At 68.8% G+C, this 14,909-nt stretch carries 15 protein-coding genes; 8 read left to right on the top strand and 7 right to left on the bottom strand.

The features are described from left to right. Position 1: 1 nt before the first annotated feature. The gene (locus G7043_RS18600; protein WP_166046904.1) at positions 2 to 547 is read right to left on the bottom strand and encodes a helix-turn-helix domain-containing protein; all 546 of its coding nucleotides are present in this window, start codon (positions 545 to 547) and stop codon (positions 2 to 4) included. A gap of 30 nt (positions 548 to 577) precedes the next feature. Here G7043_RS18600 and G7043_RS18605 point away from each other — a divergent pair, with 30 nt between their 5' ends. The 3 genes from G7043_RS18605 to G7043_RS18615 all read left to right on the top strand — a co-directional run bounded on the left by G7043_RS18605 (position 578) and on the right by G7043_RS18615 (position 2,114). Next, entirely contained in the window at positions 578 to 964 is a 387-nt protein-coding gene (locus G7043_RS18605; protein ID WP_166046905.1) for a hypothetical protein, read from the top strand. A gap of 129 nt (positions 965 to 1,093) precedes the next feature. Further along, complete coding sequence (locus tag G7043_RS18610) at positions 1,094 to 1,456, top strand: antibiotic biosynthesis monooxygenase (RefSeq protein ID WP_166046906.1); 363 nt, start codon at positions 1,094 to 1,096, stop codon at positions 1,454 to 1,456. A gap of 28 nt (positions 1,457 to 1,484) precedes the next feature. Further along, positions 1,485 to 2,114 carry a DsbA family oxidoreductase gene (locus tag G7043_RS18615; protein WP_166046907.1) on the top strand — a complete coding sequence of 210 codons (630 nt, stop codon included), beginning with the start codon at positions 1,485 to 1,487 and terminating at the stop codon, positions 2,112 to 2,114. Positions 2,115 to 2,122: 8 nt separating this feature from the next. On the opposite strand, the gene G7043_RS18620 is transcribed toward G7043_RS18615, so the two are convergent. Together G7043_RS18620 and G7043_RS18625 are read right to left on the bottom strand one after the other, a co-directional pair. Then, positions 2,123 to 3,484 (bottom strand): tetratricopeptide repeat-containing protein, encoded by a 1,362-nt coding sequence (locus G7043_RS18620; RefSeq protein WP_166046908.1) that lies wholly within the window; start codon positions 3,482 to 3,484, stop codon positions 2,123 to 2,125. Positions 3,485 to 3,501: 17 nt separating this feature from the next. Further along, positions 3,502 to 4,368, bottom strand: coding sequence for a DUF4231 domain-containing protein (locus G7043_RS18625; RefSeq protein WP_166046909.1), 867 nt, complete (start codon positions 4,366 to 4,368; stop codon positions 3,502 to 3,504). A 246-nt stretch (positions 4,369 to 4,614) separates the two neighbouring features. On the opposite strand from G7043_RS18625, the gene G7043_RS18630 reads away from it, so the two are divergent. From G7043_RS18630 to G7043_RS18640, 3 genes are read left to right on the top strand one after another with little or no spacing between them, the layout of a single operon-like run. After that, the gene (locus G7043_RS18630; RefSeq protein WP_166046910.1) at positions 4,615 to 7,497 is read left to right on the top strand and encodes an alpha-L-fucosidase; all 2,883 of its coding nucleotides are present in this window, start codon (positions 4,615 to 4,617) and stop codon (positions 7,495 to 7,497) included. Between the two features lie 44 nt (positions 7,498 to 7,541). After that, a complete protein-coding gene (locus tag G7043_RS18635; protein WP_242642373.1) occupies positions 7,542 to 8,381 on the top strand; it encodes an ankyrin repeat domain-containing protein in 840 nt (279 codons plus the stop codon). 7 nt (positions 8,382 to 8,388) lie between these two features. Further along, a complete protein-coding gene (locus G7043_RS18640) occupies positions 8,389 to 9,219 on the top strand; it encodes an oxygenase MpaB family protein (protein ID WP_166046911.1) in 831 nt (276 codons plus the stop codon). A gap of 3 nt (positions 9,220 to 9,222) precedes the next feature. Here G7043_RS18640 and G7043_RS18645 read toward each other — a convergent pair whose 3' ends face one another. Then, complete coding sequence (locus tag G7043_RS18645; protein WP_166046912.1) at positions 9,223 to 10,242, bottom strand: hypothetical protein; 1,020 nt, start codon at positions 10,240 to 10,242, stop codon at positions 9,223 to 9,225. A gap of 19 nt (positions 10,243 to 10,261) precedes the next feature. Beyond that, complete coding sequence (locus tag G7043_RS18650) at positions 10,262 to 11,026, bottom strand: alpha/beta fold hydrolase (RefSeq protein ID WP_166046913.1); 765 nt, start codon at positions 11,024 to 11,026, stop codon at positions 10,262 to 10,264. 92 nt (positions 11,027 to 11,118) lie between these two features. On the opposite strand from G7043_RS18650, the gene G7043_RS18655 reads away from it, so the two are divergent. After that, entirely contained in the window at positions 11,119 to 12,588 is a 1,470-nt protein-coding gene (locus G7043_RS18655) for a chitinase (protein ID WP_242642374.1), read from the top strand. A gap of 57 nt (positions 12,589 to 12,645) precedes the next feature. Here G7043_RS18655 and G7043_RS18660 read toward each other — a convergent pair whose 3' ends face one another. Next, positions 12,646 to 13,287: a thiaminase II/PqqC family protein gene (locus G7043_RS18660; RefSeq protein WP_207311297.1), complete on the bottom strand. Its 642-nt coding sequence runs from the start codon at positions 13,285 to 13,287 to the stop codon at positions 12,646 to 12,648. A gap of 70 nt (positions 13,288 to 13,357) precedes the next feature. Here G7043_RS18660 and G7043_RS18665 point away from each other — a divergent pair, with 70 nt between their 5' ends. Continuing rightward, positions 13,358 to 13,684, top strand: coding sequence for a DUF6204 family protein (locus G7043_RS18665; RefSeq protein WP_166046915.1), 327 nt, complete (start codon positions 13,358 to 13,360; stop codon positions 13,682 to 13,684). Here G7043_RS18665 and G7043_RS18670 read toward each other — a convergent pair. Further along, positions 13,659 to 14,909, bottom strand: coding sequence for an amidase family protein (locus tag G7043_RS18670; protein WP_166046916.1), 1,251 nt, complete (start codon positions 14,907 to 14,909; stop codon positions 13,659 to 13,661). The two genes, G7043_RS18665 and G7043_RS18670, sit on opposite strands and share 26 nt — an antisense overlap.

Consider the following 14,909-nt stretch of genomic DNA (forward strand, 5'->3'; position numbering starts at 1 on the left):
GTTAGTGCTTCGGATACTCCAGCACCAGTACCGAGCTGACCTCACCTTCGAGGGTCTCGTACAGGTGTGGGACGGAGCCGGGGAAGCACACGTAGTCGCCCGGCCCGAGCTCGTAGGGCTGCTCGGCCGGCCCGACCTTGAGCTGACCGCTGGTGACCAGCACGTGCTCCCTGCCGGGATGACCTTCGCTGGTCTGGGTGGCTCCCGGCCGCACGCGCTGGTCGTAGATCTCGATGACGGTGTCCCCGATGTCCATCCGGCGCATCAGCCGCAGGTCGACGGCGTTGCTGCTGAGCACCTCGACGTCGCGGGCCCGGACCAGCACCACGTCCGGCGCCGTCCGCTCGGTCACCAGCTCGGACACCGGCACGTCCAGAGCGTTCGACAAACTGAACACTGTCTCGATCGTGGGGTTGCCTGACCCGCTCTCCAGCTGGGACAGCGTGCCCTTGGCGATGGACGACCGCCGCGCGAGCTCCGAAAGGGACAGCCCGCGTTGCTCCCGGAACGCCCTGATGTTGGCGCCAAGCACCTGACCCGCACTCATAGCCACTGATCGTTGCATAGGCTTGCGCCCATGACTGCGTACACGGAGGCGGAGGGGCAGACCCTCCGCACGGCCGTTTTCGGTGCGATGGTGCTGGTGTCCACGGCGGACCCGGGCTCGGTGGACGAGGAGAGCTACGCCGGCATCCGCGCGATGTCCCTGCTCTCGGACGACCTGCGCGCCGTCGTCGCCGCCGCACCGCCCGCGCTGCCCCAGGGGTCGGCGTCCGATGTGGAGGCAGGCGTCCTGGCCGCCCTGCGCTCGGCCGTCGAGATCATCAACGCCCACGAACCGCACGACGTGGCGATCTTCCGCGCCGCCGTGACGGAGATGTGCCGCTCGGTGGCCGGTGCGGACGGCGAGGTGGCCGCGACCGAGAGGGAGATGGTGACGAGGGTCGTGGAGGCGCTCGCCTGAACGGCAGGCCAGGCCCCGTCCGCCTGTGAGCTGGGGCACGGTCCGTTGACCTCGATCAAGCTGGAGGTTGGAGGCTCGGCATCAGACGACGATGAACCACATCTCGTGCTGCTGCCCAAGGAGCGAGAATTGAGCGCGGACACCGGTTTCTACTCGATCATCGAGCACGCTGTCGACGGTCCCGATGTGCAGCGTGCGTTGGTGGACGCGTTCGCGGAGATCCAGGAGCGGTGGGTCCGGTTCTACCCCGGCTACGTGTCGGCGAGGTTCCACGTGAGCACCGACGGGACGAGGGTCTACAACATCGTGCACTGGGCCGGCGAGGCTGATTACCGGAACTTCGTGGCCAACTCCGACACCGACGGCCGGATGGCCGCCATCCAGTCGGCGATGGCCGGTCTCCCCGGCAAGGTCGAGGCCCGTGTCAGCGCGAACCCGACGTACACGGTCGTCCGCGAGATCGGTCCAGGGCCGCGGCCGAGCGAGTCCTGACAGCCGGTCGTTCGTGCGGGAGACGTCCATGAGAGTCGAAATCTTCGCGGACGTGCTGTGTCCGTGGTGCTTCATCGGCAAGCGACGCCTCGCCGCCGCCCTGGCACAGGTCGCCGACCGGGACCAGGTGGAGGTGGTGTGGCGCAGCTGGGAACTGGCTCCGGAGCAGGGACGGGTTCCCGGCCCGACGGCGGCCGAGGCGATGGCGCAGTGGTGGGGAGAACGGGCACCGGCCAGGGTCGCCCACATCCAGGCCGTGGGCTCCGCGGACGGACTGGAACTCGATCTGCACGCCGCTCGGCCGGTGAGCACCTTCGACGCCCACCGGCTGATCCACCTGGCTGCTGAGCGCGGGCTGGCCGACGCGATGGTGGAGCGTCTGCTGCGCGGCTACCACACAGAGGGGCTCAACGTGGCCGACCAGGAGGTCCTGGCACGGCTGGGCGTCGAGGCGGGGCTGGACCTCACCGAGGTGCGCGCGCTCCTGGTCGGCGATGACCATGCCGACAGCGTGCGGGCCGACGAGCGTCGCGCCGCCGAGGTGGGCGTCAGCAGCGTCCCCTCGGTGGTGATCGACGGCAGGCCGCCGGTCACGGGGGTCCAGCCACCCGCGGAACTGCACCGTCTGATCGAGCGCGCCCTGACCGCCCGGAGCTGATGTCGGGGTCAGAGGTAGGTCTGGTACTCGTCGAGCATCCTGCGCAGTGCGTCGGCGATCTCGGCCGGCAACGTGCCCGCGGTCAGCATGTCGTGCACCGGCTGCATCGCGGTCTGCGCGGTGGTGGCGCGGTGTTCGGGCTGGAACCGCCGCATGCCCTCGCGCAGCGCGTCGAGCGCGTCCGCGGTGTGGCCGGAGAAGGCGAACGTCTCCGCCAGGTCCAGCCACGCCCAGTCGGCCTTGGGGTTCTTGGTCTTCCAGCCGGCGAGCGGGTTGAGGTCGCGGAAGGTGTTCACGGCCGCGTCGCGTTCGTCGTCGTTCTCGGCCAGCTGGACGTCCAGGCGGGCGGCGTTGGCCCGGGCGTAGAGGTCGTCCTGGCCGATCTCGCTCGCCTCGCGGTAAGCGTCCCGCGCCTTGCGCAGTTCGGTGCGGTCGCCGGTGGACCTCGCGATGCGCCGGTGAGCGCCGCCCAGTCCGGAGTACGCCTCGCCGTCCTTGGGGTTCAGCTTCACCGCCTGGCCCAGGGAGTGGACCGCGTCCTGCAGGTCTTCCTTGCGGCTCTGGGTGATGCCGAGCTCGCGCCAGTAGTCCGCGAGGGCGTCGCCGGACTCCATCCTCGTCGCGAGACCGAGGTGGTGGGCGGCACCGGAGAGGTCGCCCGCGTCGCGCAGCGCCCGGCCGAGCGCGGCGTGCACGTCCGCCCTCGTGTCGTTCACCTCCAGCACGCGACGCAGTTTCCGGACGCGTTCGTCGTGCGGGGCGGCCATCGCCTCCTTGAAGAGGTCGTCGCCTCGGGCGTGCATGAGCTGGGTGATCTCGGTCTTCAGCGCGGCGATCTCGCCGTGCAGGGCGTCGACCTCGGCCTTGGGCCGGGTGACGAGGTCGCTGCCCTGTCGCACCGGGCTGTCCGTGTTCTTCGCGGTGAGGCCGTGCATGATCATGTTCACGATCGTCTGCCGGGCCGCGTTGAGCTGGCCGTACAGATTGCTGTACTGCACCACGCGGTTGGCGGCGACGTTGAACCGCACGTCGTGCTCGACGTCCTGGCTGACCAGCACCGTGACGTTGTCGCGCACCGCCCAGCGGACACCGAGTTCGAGGTAGACGTTGGGGTTGGCGCCGGTGAGGTCCGCGATGTAGATCGGGGCCTCGATGGCCTCCTTGAACATCGTGTGGTGGATGGGACCGGCCGCCTCGCGGTCCTTCTCGATCTGCACCACGACCTTGGTGCCCAGCTTGGCCCCGACCGCGTCGGCGATCGGCTGGTACAGGTCTCTCTTGATCTCCTCGATGTCGGTCCACTTCGCGTTGGCGCCGAGCGTCGTGCCCGGCATCGCGACGAAGATCGTCATCGGCTCGTCGGTGGCCACGGTTCGGTCCTCCAAGATCACGCGGTGCTGGGGCGCGACGCGAGCCACGCGGTGTGTTCCTTGCTGATCACGGCTTCGGCGTCGGCGACCACGGTCGGCCAGTCGCTCTCAGCCGTGGAGGGGAGGCGCTGGTAGATGTCGGCGAGCTCGCCGGCGGCCGCGGTGTAGGAGACCTTGAGGTTCTCGAACTGCCTGAGCCCGATCCAGGCCGCGCCGCCCGCCACCGCCGCGGCCATCACGCCGGACAGGTCGACGTCCCACGCGCCGTTGATGCGCAGGATCGCGAACAGGATCGCGACGAACTCGCCGGCGAACAGCAGGACGCGGGCGATGTTCGCGCGCCTTTCGTTGCCGGCGGCCTTGTCGCGGTACCACTTCAGCTGGCCGAGCACCCGGTCGTCGCGGTAGACGGCCAGGCGTTCGGCGAACGGCTTGGCGCGCAGCTCGGTCATGACCTGGTCGCCGGTGGGGTTGACGCTGGTGAGCAGCAACGTCCTGCGGTGCTCGGCGGCGGCTTCGGAGATGCTCGCCTCGAGGTCCTTGCGGGCGTTCTGGGCGGTGTCGGGGAACGGGTCGCCCGCGACGGCGTAGCGCCACGCCAGCGACTTCACGCGTTCGGCCACGGCGCGGCCCGCGTTCCACTTGAGCTCGGGATGCATCACCCACAGCAGGAACTCGGCGAACAGCGCGACGAGGAAGCCGAACAGGGCCACCCAGGCCCAGAAGTCGACGCCACCACCGATCTGCCACTTGAACGCACCACCCACCGCGGCGGCCACCGCGCCGAGGAGGCGGATGCGGCTGAGCAGCAGCGTGCTGCGCTGGCCGTTGCGGGAGGCCGCCTCCGCGTCGTGGTAGAAGCCGGGTAGGTGCTCGTCGTTCATCCGGTTCCTTCTCTCCTCTTCCGACAACGCTGATCGTGAGCGACCAAACGTGTGTTACCACGCCACGGCCCCAGTGGTGACCCCTTCAGCGGCGATGTAGTGGCGTTCACCCGTACGGCCCAGAAGGCGCGGGCTTGACAGATCGGATGAGTCTGATCAACTCACGCGTAACAAGGGCTTGACCCCCGTTGTTTCGGTTGTAATCATCGGATCTCTCGCCGCCGCCCCGACGAGAATGCGTGGATCATGGCTCTACGACGATTGTGCGCGGCCGTCGTGGCCGCGTTGCTCGCCGGCCTCATCACCGTGGCCGCGTCGGCACCGGTGCAGGCCGAGGTGCAGCACCCGAGACAGGAGTGGCTGCGCAAGTCCACCGCGGGCCTCTTCCTGCACTGGGGCATGTTCACCGCCCCGAAGCACCTGGACTGCGCCGAGTGGGAACGCGACGTCACCGGCGGAGGGTGGACCCCCGACTACTGGATCGACGAGGCGCGCAAGCTCGGCGCCTCTTACGTCGTGCTGGCGACGTTCCACTCGCGGCTGGGCTACGCGCGGCCGTGGCCGTCGAAGATCCCCGGCAGCTGCGCGACACAGCGCGACCTGCTCGGCGAGCTGACCAAGGCGGGCAAGGCCAAGGGCGTCAAGGTCATCCTCTACATGACCGACGACCCGCAGTGGCACAGCGAGCAGGGCGTGCAGATGCTCGACTCGGCCGCCTACTCGGCCTACAAGGGCGAACAGGTCGACCTCACCACGCGCGAGGGCTTCGGCAAGTACAGCTACGACCTCTTCTTCGAGGTCATGAAGAACTACCACGACCTCGCCGGGTTCTGGATCGACAACGACAACGAGTACTGGGAGCGCAACAAGCTCTACGAACAGATCCGCCAGCTGCAGCCCACCTGGTTGTTGAGCAACAACAACGAGGACACGCCGATCATGGACACGGTCTCGAACGAGCAGAAGACCGGCATGTTCCCGTCCTACGACTACCCGGCGGCCACGTTCACGCCGATGCCGCGCCTGTCCGAGGCCTGCTACAAGCTCCCGAACACCGGCGACTGGTGGTACGACGGCGGGAACCACGCCGTCGACACGCGGCTGAACACCGGCCGGTACATCACCAACGCGGGTTCCTCGATCAAGTCGCTGATGGCCGAGACGCCGATGGTCAACGGCAAAATGCCCGCGCAGCAAGAGGCCTACAACAACTTCATGTCCACCTGGGTGCCGCCGATCCAGGAGTCGATCCAGGGCGTCGAGGGCGCCGGGTACCTGTACGGCGGCATGCAGCCCGGGTTCTGGAACGACGGCGCGCACGGCGTGATCACCATCAACCCGTCGACCGGCAAGCAGTACGTGCACGTCGTGACCAAGCCTCGCGCTGACTTCGTACGGTTGCGGGACAACGGATATCGGGTCACCGGGGTGAAGGACCTGCGGACCGGCGAACGGATGCGGTTCTCGCAGTCCGCGGGCCACCTGACGATCCAGGGCATCACGAAGTGGGACGAGTACGACACCGTGTTCGCGGTGGAAACCGCTGGGCAGCAAGGCTTCTACACCGGCGTCAAGGCCTCGGCGACGTCCTCCGAGGACGGTTTCCCCGCCTCGAACCTGACCGACGGCAGCTACGAGACGTACTGGGACGCCAACGCCGCCCAGCCCGTCTCGATCTCGCTGGACCTCGGCCGGCGCAAGCAAGCCGCGTTCCTCGCGATCAACCAGCGCGAGTCGTCGCCGACGCACGCCCGCGTGTCGTTCGGCCGGCCGGAGGATTCGAGCCGCATCAAGGACTACCAGCTGACCGCGTCCGACGACGGCCGCGACTGGTGGCACGTGCGGACCGGGGCACTGCCGTCCGCGCGCGGCACGCAGTTCATCGACATCGGGTCGCAGCAGGCCCGATTCCTGAAGCTCACCGTGCTCAACACGTGGGGCGGCCCGCAGGCGCCGGTCTACTTCAAGGAACTGAAGATCGACGAGATCCGGGTCGGGCACAGCTCTCCGCGAGGGACCCAGGGCAACGCGCTGGAGGCGGAGGACGCGTCGCGGTCGGGTTCGGCGCGCAGCGAGTTCTGCGCGGCCTGTTCCGGCACACGGCAGGTGACCGGGCTCGGCGGCGGTGAGCGCAACGCCGTGACCTATCACGATGTTTCCGTTGCCACGGCGGGTACTTACAGTCTGCAGCTGGATTTGACGTCCGCCGCGGCTTCCTCGGTGTCCGTGTCGGTGAACGGTGGTGCGCCGGTTTCCGTTGCGGTGCCTGCTGATCGCGCCGACGTGCCGGACCCGACGTCGGTCGCGGTGCCGTTGAACGCGGGCCGCAACACGGTGAAGCTCTTCGGCACGGGCAAACCGCTCGGCCTGGACCGGATCTCGGTCGGCGGCCTGCCGCCGGCGAACTACACGCCCAAGACGACGCTGACCGTCACACCCCATGGCGTGCAATGGGTCGCGCCGGGCCAGCAGGCCGTGAAGATCACCGCACGGCTGCGGCTCGACGCCGACGACCAGATCGACAACGTGTCGCTGGCACCCGTGTTGCCGGCAGGCTGGACGCTGACCGGTGCACCGGCCACGCGCGCGTCGATGCGCCTCGCCGGACTGCTGGAAGGCACCTGGACCGCGACTTCGCCCGCCGGGCAGGACGTGGGTTCGGTCAGCATCCCGGTGACCGCGTCGTTCCAGCTGCTGAGCTCCGGCCGCAAGGTGTCCGGGACGGTGCCGGTGCGCACCAGGCCCGCGGACCGCGTGTTCGTGCGCGAGGCGGAGGACTCGGCGAACTCTTTCGGCAGCACGGGTCTGACCAGCTGCGGGTCGTGTTCGGGTGGGGAGAAGGTGCGCAACATCGGCGGCAGCCCGGACGCCTCGGTGACGTTCCCGAACGTCACCGTGCCGGTCGCGGGCGCGTACAAGATGTTCATCCAGTTCACGGTGAACGGGCCGCGCTCGTACTTCGTTTCCGTCAACGGCGGTGCGCCGGTCGAGGTCAAGCTCAACGGGGTCGGCAACAACACCCCTTACGTGGCAGAGCTTCCGGTGACGCTCAACGCGGGCGCGAACACCATCAAGTTCGGCAACGACAACGCCGGTGCTCCTGATCTGGACCAGATCGCGATCGCCTGAGGTCTCGGCGGAACGGCACCCCGCCTCGGTAGGGTGCCGTTCCCATGAGGCTGAACATGGCGGCGGCTTTCGGCTCCGCGCAAGAGGTCGCGGCGCTCGTCGCACAGGGCGAGGACGTCGACGCGCTGTACGACGGCAGCACCGCGTTGTGGCGCGCGGTGTACGTGAGGAACTTCGACAGCGTCGAGGTGTTGCTGGCCGCGGGCGCGGATCCGGCGCTGCCCATGATGTCCGGCTGGTCACCCGCCCGCCTCAGCCTGGCCACGGAGCGACCGCTCGCCACCGACGAGGTTCTCACGCCGCGGGAACTGGCGGCCGTCGAGGAACGGGACAGGCTCGTCGCGGCGGTCGGGAGATTTCCGGCGGGGGACGGGTTCAGCATCGCCTGCGTCGCGGGCATCGACGCGCACGAGGCGGCGCGCAGGCTGAAGGCCTATGTCGTGCCGGACGACGAGCGTCCGGACGTCACGAACTGGACTTGGGACGACGAGCCGTTCGGCGACGACTCCGAGCTCGCCGTCGGCGTCACCGACGTTCCGGGCGGATGTGTGCTGATGCAGCCGTGGTACTACAACGCCGCCACGCCGGTGGTGGCGAACCTGTTGTCCGCCGGCACGGTGGTGTACGCCATGTACGCGAACCCCAAGAGCGGCAACCAGGGCAGGATCGCCCGCGACGGCCAGGTCGTCGCCTGGGACCCGCACCCCGGTGGTTCGGCCAACGCGGACGACACCACGCTGGAGGTGTTGCTCGCGCACCTCTACGCCGGCAAGGCGGTCGCGTACTGCTGCGCCTACGTGGGCCTGCGTCCCGAGAACACCAAGGCGTTCACCGAGCCGGACCAGTGGCTGCTCCTTCCCGATCGGGACTACTGGCGCGCATGATGGGTGGATGCTGGAGGCACTGCGGCGTCAGCTGAGCGAGTCGTTGTTCGAGCGGGTCGCGGGTCCGGAGCGCGAGAAGCACGCGCGGCGGATCCACGAGACGCCCGGCCCGCGCATGTTCGCGGACGACCGGCCGATCCGGCACGTCCACGCCGACCACGCCATGTTCATCGGCGGGCTGCGGGCGTTGCTGCTGCAGTCGTTGCACCCGCTGGCGATGGCCGCCGTCGCCCAGCACTCCGACTACCGCACCGATCCGTGGGGACGGTTGCAGCGCACGAGCCTGTTCATCGGCGTCACCACCTACGGCACGGTCGAGCACGCGCACAAGGCGATCGACCGGCTCGGCCGCGTGCACGAGCACATCCACGGCACCGCGCCGGACGGCCGCCAGTACCGTGCCGACGACCCGCACCTGCTGGCCTGGGTGCACGTGGCCGAGGTCGACAGTTTCCTGCGCTGCCACCAGAAGTACGGCGAGAAGCCCCTCGACGACTACGACGGGTACGTCGCGGACATGGCCGTCATCGGTGAGGCGCTGGGCGTGGTGGACCCGCCGCGCACGACCGCCGAGCTCGAAATGCGGCTGAACTCCTACCGGGCCGAGCTGAAGAGCACCCACGACGCCCGCGAGGCCGCTCGGTTCCTGCTGTTCAAGGCTCCGTTGCCGCTGCTGGCGCGGGGCCCGTACGCGATCCTGGCGGCCACGGCCGTCGCCAGTCTGCCGGTGTGGGCGCGGATTCCGTTGCGGCTGCCCTACCTGCCGATCGCCGAGGCGACCGGCGTGCGGTTCGCGGGCCACGTGTTGATGCGCGGCCTGCGCTGGGTCACCGGCTGAGGGTCAGCGGAAGTCGCTGACCCGGAAGGCGGAGAGCATGTCGCCGTCGCGGAGATCGCCAACCTCCGGTTTGACGTTGTTGAACGAGGCTTCCACGCCCACCCAGCCGTGGAACTGGCCGTCGTCGTCGAGGATCTGCAGCATCGGCTTCACGTGCGAGTTGCCCTGGTAGCACTTGCTCTGCACGCCCTGCTTGCTGATGGTCAGGCAGCTGCACCACTGCCAGTGCGTGTCGCGGCGGTCGTTGTTCGAGACGCGCACGATGTAGTTCTGGATCGAGGTGTCGGTGGTCCCGGGGTTGCAGCCGCCCTTGCAGGAGGTCCCCGACTCGGGCTGGAGGTAGGTGAGGCACCAGGTCGTGGTCGTGCAGGCGCCGTACTTCGCGATGTCGAACCCACCGCTGTCGTCGGTCAGTTTGCCGTGGTCCCAGCCCTTGTAGGTCAGCCGCAGGGTGCCGGGGAACGCCTCCACGCTCGACATCTGGCGGCGGGTGGTCAGCGGGGTGTTGCTGCCGTAGCCGTACCCGGCCGTGGCCAGGGCGTTGGACCGGAAGTCGAGCCGGACGAGCTTGGTGTCCGGGCTCACGACGATCGCCCACTCCTCGTTCCACCCCGGGACGGGCCAGGTGATGTGCAGAACGCCGTCGGTGACCCGGTAGTTGCCGGTCCTCGGCTCCTCGTTGGGAGCACCGGCGAAACCGCCTGCCGTCCGCACTTCGCAGTCGCGCACCTCGGTGGCGCCGGGACTCACCACCGAGGTGGAGCAGGACGGGTCGGGTTTCACCCCGGTTCCGGCACGAGCGGCAGGTGTGCTCTGCTGCCACAGGTAGGTCCTCGCGCGCACCTTGCCGTCGGTCGAGAAGGTGTAGTCGCTGAGGCGGACCCAGTTGGTCTTGCCCGCCTTGAACGAGCCGCGCGAGACGACGAAGTTCGCCTTGCCGCCCGGCAGGTCGACGGCGTGGGCCGGGGTGGGCAGGAGGGTGAACAGCGACAGGACGAGCAGAACGACAGGCGTCTTGCGCATGGATCCCCCAGTGGTAGCGCTACCCCTGCAGGAAGTCGACCACGAGCGGCGTCGCCTCGCCAGCGAACTCCTCGAAATAGCCGTGTCGCGCTCCCTCGATCAGGTGCATCCGCGCGCCGGGGATACGCTCCGTGATCAGGGGAGCGTTGGCCGCGGGGTTGAAGACGTCCTCGGTGCCGTGCACCACGAGCGTCGGCGCGGTGATCGACGGCAGGACGTCCCACGCGTCGTGCTCGGCGCTCGCGAACAGGTGCCGCTTGCGCGCGTAGGGCGGCATGGCCGGGTCGCCGAGCGTGTTGAACGGCCCGCGGTAGGCCGGCGTGTACATCAGCTCTTCCAACGCCCGGCGCGCCTTCATCGGGTCGACCTGCGCCAGCGACCTGCGCACCTCGGCGCTGCGCTCGATCGCGTGCGGCCCGCCGGGGGAGGTGCAGCCGAGCACGAGCCGGTCGACCCGTGCGCCGTGCGAGGCCGCGATCCACTGCGCGATCCGGCCGCCCATCGAGGTGCCGTAGACGTGGGCTCGGTCGATGCCGGCGTCGTCGAGGATCGCGACGCAGTCCGACGCGAAGAGCCGGGTGCTGTACGGGGCGTCGGGCTTGTCGCTGGAACCGGTGCCGCGGTGGTCCGTGACGATCGTCGTGAACGCCGCGGAGAAGCCCGCACGCACCTGTGACCACCAGCGGGACGAGTTGGACTGGCCCGCGATCAGCAGCAGGGGAGGCCCGGAGCCCTCGACCGAGTAGAAGAGCTTGGTTCCGTCGGCGGCACGAGCGAGAGGCACGACTGGTCAGTCTAGAACCTTGACGCACGGGTTGATGGTCTAGTCCAATTCGGATGACCCCTGCCGGCCGCCACGTCAGGAACGGAGCAACCATGCTGTTGTTCGCCCGAATATCCGCGGTGGCCGCACTGGTGCTCGGCACCGTGATCGTGAGTTTCGCCCCTGCCAGCGCCGCCGGCGTCACGGCGACGTTCGCCAAGCAGTCCTGGGCCACCGGGTACACCGCGACGGTGACGATCAAGAACGAGACCAGCGCGGCCATCGGCTCCTGGAAGGTCGAGTTCGACTACCCGGCCTCCACCACCGTCGGTGCCTACTGGGACTCGTTGCTCACCAAGAGCGGCAACCACCACACGTTCGTCAACCGCGAGTACAACGGCTCCGTCGCGCCCGGCGCCAGCGTGACGTTCGGCTTCAACGCGGCCGGCACCGACGACCCGGCGAACTGCACGATCAACGGCGCGGCGTGCACGGGTGGCACCCCGCCGACTACCACCACCACGACCACCACCACCACCACCACCACGACTGGCCCGCCGCCCACGGGCAGCCTGCCGCGCAAGGTGCTCGTCGGTTACCTGCACGCCAGCTTCGCCAACGGTTCCGGGTACGTCCGGATGAAGGACGTGCCGGACGAGTGGGACGTCATCAACCTCTCGTTCGCCGAGCCGACCAGCCCGGCCAGCGGTGACCTGCGGTTCGCGCAGTGCCCGGTCGCCGAGTGCCCGAACGTCGAGTCCGAGGCCGAGTTCATCGCCGGCATCCGCGCCCAGCAGCAGAAGGGCAAGAAGGTGCTGATCTCCATCGGCGGCCAGAACGGTCAGGTGCGGCTGGAGACCACGGCCGCGCGCGACGCGTTCGTGCGGTCGGTCGGGGCGATCATCGACAAGTACGGCCTGAACGGTCTCGACGTGGACTTCGAGGGCCACTCGCTGTCGCTGAACCCCGGTGACGTCGACTTCCGGAACCCGACGACGCCGGTGATCGTGAACCTGATCTCCGCGCTGAGGTCGCTGAAGTCCCGCTACGGAGCCAACTTCGTGCTCACGATGGCGCCGGAGACGTTCTTCGTGCAGGTCGGTTACCAGTTCTACGGTGGCGCGGGCGGTGGTGACGCGCGCACCGGCGCGTACCTGCCGGTGATCGAGGCGATGCGCAACGACCTGACGTTGTTGCACGTGCAGGACTACAACTCCGGGCCGGTGATGGGCCTGGACAACCAGTGGCACTTCATGGGCGGCGCGGACTTCCACGTCGCGATGACCGACATGGTGCTCGCCGGGTTCCCGGTGCGCGGTGACGCGTCCAAGGTGTTCGCCGGGCTGCGGCAGGAACAGGTCGCGATCGGCCTGCCCGCCGCCGTCCCTGCGGGCAACGGGTTCACGTCCGTCGCGGACGTCCACACCGCGCTGGACTGCCTCACCAAGGGCACGCGTTGCGGCAGTTACCAGCCTAAGGGCGTCTATCCGAACCTGCGCGGCCTCATGACGTGGTCGATCAACTGGGACAAGTTCAACAACTACGAGTTCTCCAAGTCCCACCGCGCCTACCTCCCCCGCTGAAACCATGGGGGGCACATTCATGGACGTGAGGTCCATGAATGTGCCCCCCATGGCACCTCAGGCGAGGGTGGACCAGAACTGCAGTTCGTAGGCCTGCAGGAGGCGGCCGTAGCGCCACGCGTGCTTCGGCTGCCAGCCCGCGTCCAGGGCGGCCTGGATGGCGGCGATCGCGCGTTCTTCGAGCTGCGGCGCGGGCGTGGCGAAGAAGTCGACGAACGCGCACGCGTCGTCGTTGAACCCGTAGTGCTCGCGCAGCCCCTTCGCCATGCGGGCGCAGTAACCGCCCCACGCGGTGAAGTTCGCCAGGATCGCGAGGATCACGTCGGTCGGCTCGCCGTTCAGCGCCATCCAGGCCTGGTAGGCCGGGTAGGCCTGGCAGCCGGGGAACGGCTCGTAGCCGTGGAAGTCCTTGGAGGACATGCCGGCCGCGTTCGCCAACGGCTCCAGCATCGGCAGCACCAGTTCCTCGCCGCCCGCGAGCAACGTGAAGAACGCCCGCGCGTTCGGCTCCTCCGCCTTCGCCGCCAGCGCGAGGAATGTTCGCCAGTCCGACGACACGATGTGGTTCTCTTCCGCGGCGAACGTCGCGATCACGGCCCGCGGCGCTTCGCCCGTTTCGATCAGCTTGACCACGAAGTTGTCGTGCTCACCGGGGTGCAGCTCCGTCCGAATGCGCGTGACCAGCTCTTTTGCGTTCATGGAGCAAGATTCTTCCGCACCTGAGAAATCGTTCGCCAGACCGCCGGGCGTTCGGGGAGCATCTTCGCTCGTGGCTGAACACACCTACCGAGTAACCGTCCGCGGCCGCTTCGCCGACCTGACCGAGGACCAGCGCTCAACGCTGCGGGAGCGGCTGAAGGGCTTCGACTTCCTGCGCAGCGGCGGGTTCAGCGAGGAAGGCGCGCTCACGTTCGACGAGAAGCTCGACTTCTTCAGCTACCGCGTGATCCTGACCGCGGCCGAGAAACCGGACGACGCGGGACTGCGGCGCGCGACCACCGCTCTCGACGCGCTGGGCGTCGACTTCAAGGGGTTGCGCGCCACCGTCACCGACATGGACGAGATGAAGATCAACCGGCCGAAACGGCTGGGCTGAGCGGGGTTTCCAGCACGGCCGCCGCGTCCAGGGCCAGGTCTTCGCGGTACCTCCGCGAGATCACCTGGACGCCGGTCGGCAGCCCGTCCCGCAACCCGGTCGGCACCGCGACCGAGGGCAGTCCGGCGAACGACGTCGCCTCGCACAGCTTCATCGCCTCGAAGTACTCGGCCAGGGCCTCGGGACCGCGACGGTCCTGGTCCGGTTCGAACGACGGGATCGTCGACACAGGCCCGATCAGCACCGGGTACCGGTCGAGCAGCCGTGCCCACTCGCGCTGGATCGCCAGGCGGGTGCCGGTCAGCGTCAGGAACTCGCCGATGTCCAGGCCCGGCCGCACTTCCAGCAGGTTGCGGGCGTACCCGGCGAGATCCTCGCCGGCGAACGCGACGTACTCGTCGAACTGGAGCGCGATCGGTGTGGAGATCATCCGCATGGCCAGTTCCGACGCCTCCTCCACGCGCGGCGCAGTGACCGGTTCGACCTCGTAACCCGCGTCCACCAGCCGTTTCGCCGCCTCCTCGACCACCGGGTCACCCGGCACGAAACCGGCGATCCTCGGTGCGGGTGAGCCGTGGGCGGGCACGGGGACCGCGCGGGGGTCGGCCGGATCGGCGCCGCACAGGAGCGAGTGCACCAGCCGCAGGTCGGCGACGGTGCGGGCGAGCGGGCCCTCGACCGTCATGACCTGGGTGGGGAACGACGGGTCGGGCTGGCCGTAGATGGTGCCTTGCGGATAGCGGCCGTAGCTGGGCTTCAGCGCGCAGATGCCGTTCAGGAAGGCCGGCAGGCGCAGCGAGCCGCCTCCGTCGTTGCCGATCCCGATGCGCACCATGCCCGTGGCGACGGCCACCGCGTCGCCGCCGGAGCTGCCACCGGGTGACTTCGAGGCGTCCCACGGGTTGATGGTGTGCCCGGCCAGTTCGCTGTACGTGTGCATGCCACGGGCGTTCAGCGTCGGCATGTTCGCGTGCCCGATCGGTGTCGCCCCCGCCGCCCGCAGCCGGGCGACGATCGGCGCGTCGGACGACTTCACGTTGCCCGTCAACGACTTCAGGCCGTGCGTGGTGGCGGCGCCCGCGACGTCGATGTTGGCCTTGACCGAGAACGTGACTCCGGCGAGCGGGCCGACTGCCTCGTCCGGCACGTCGAACACCGTGGTCAACGCGTTGTACACCGGGTTCAGGGCTTCGATCAGCTGCAACTGCTCAGTGAACATCCCCAT

It is taken from the genome of Lentzea alba (assembly GCF_011067745.1).
GTDB lineage: Bacteria > Actinomycetota > Actinomycetes > Mycobacteriales > Pseudonocardiaceae > Lentzea > Lentzea alba.

What these genes read in the sequence shown, in the direction of transcription:
- G7043_RS18600 (WP_166046904.1), bottom strand. Translation starts at nt 547, where the DNA reads ATGAGTGCGGGTCAGGTGCTTGGCGCCAACATCAGGGCGTTCCGGGAG.
- G7043_RS18605 (WP_166046905.1), top strand. Translation starts at nt 578, where the DNA reads ATGACTGCGTACACGGAGGCGGAGGGGCAGACCCTCCGCACGGCCGTT.
- G7043_RS18615 (WP_166046907.1), top strand. Translation starts at nt 1,485, where the DNA reads ATGAGAGTCGAAATCTTCGCGGACGTGCTGTGTCCGTGGTGCTTCATC.
- G7043_RS18625 (WP_166046909.1), bottom strand. Translation starts at nt 4,368, where the DNA reads ATGAACGACGAGCACCTACCCGGCTTCTACCACGACGCGGAGGCGGCC.
- G7043_RS18630 (WP_166046910.1), top strand. Translation starts at nt 4,615, where the DNA reads ATGGCTCTACGACGATTGTGCGCGGCCGTCGTGGCCGCGTTGCTCGCC.
- G7043_RS18635 (WP_242642373.1), top strand. Translation starts at nt 7,542, where the DNA reads ATGAGGCTGAACATGGCGGCGGCTTTCGGCTCCGCGCAAGAGGTCGCG.
- G7043_RS18640 (WP_166046911.1), top strand. Translation starts at nt 8,389, where the DNA reads ATGCTGGAGGCACTGCGGCGTCAGCTGAGCGAGTCGTTGTTCGAGCGG.
- G7043_RS18645 (WP_166046912.1), bottom strand. Translation starts at nt 10,242, where the DNA reads ATGCGCAAGACGCCTGTCGTTCTGCTCGTCCTGTCGCTGTTCACCCTC.
- G7043_RS18655 (WP_242642374.1), top strand. Translation starts at nt 11,119, where the DNA reads ATGCTGTTGTTCGCCCGAATATCCGCGGTGGCCGCACTGGTGCTCGGC.
- G7043_RS18660 (WP_207311297.1), bottom strand. Translation starts at nt 13,287, where the DNA reads ATGAACGCAAAAGAGCTGGTCACGCGCATTCGGACGGAGCTGCACCCC.
- G7043_RS18670 (WP_166046916.1), bottom strand. Translation starts at nt 14,909, where the DNA reads ATGGGGATGTTCACTGAGCAGTTGCAGCTGATCGAAGCCCTGAACCCG.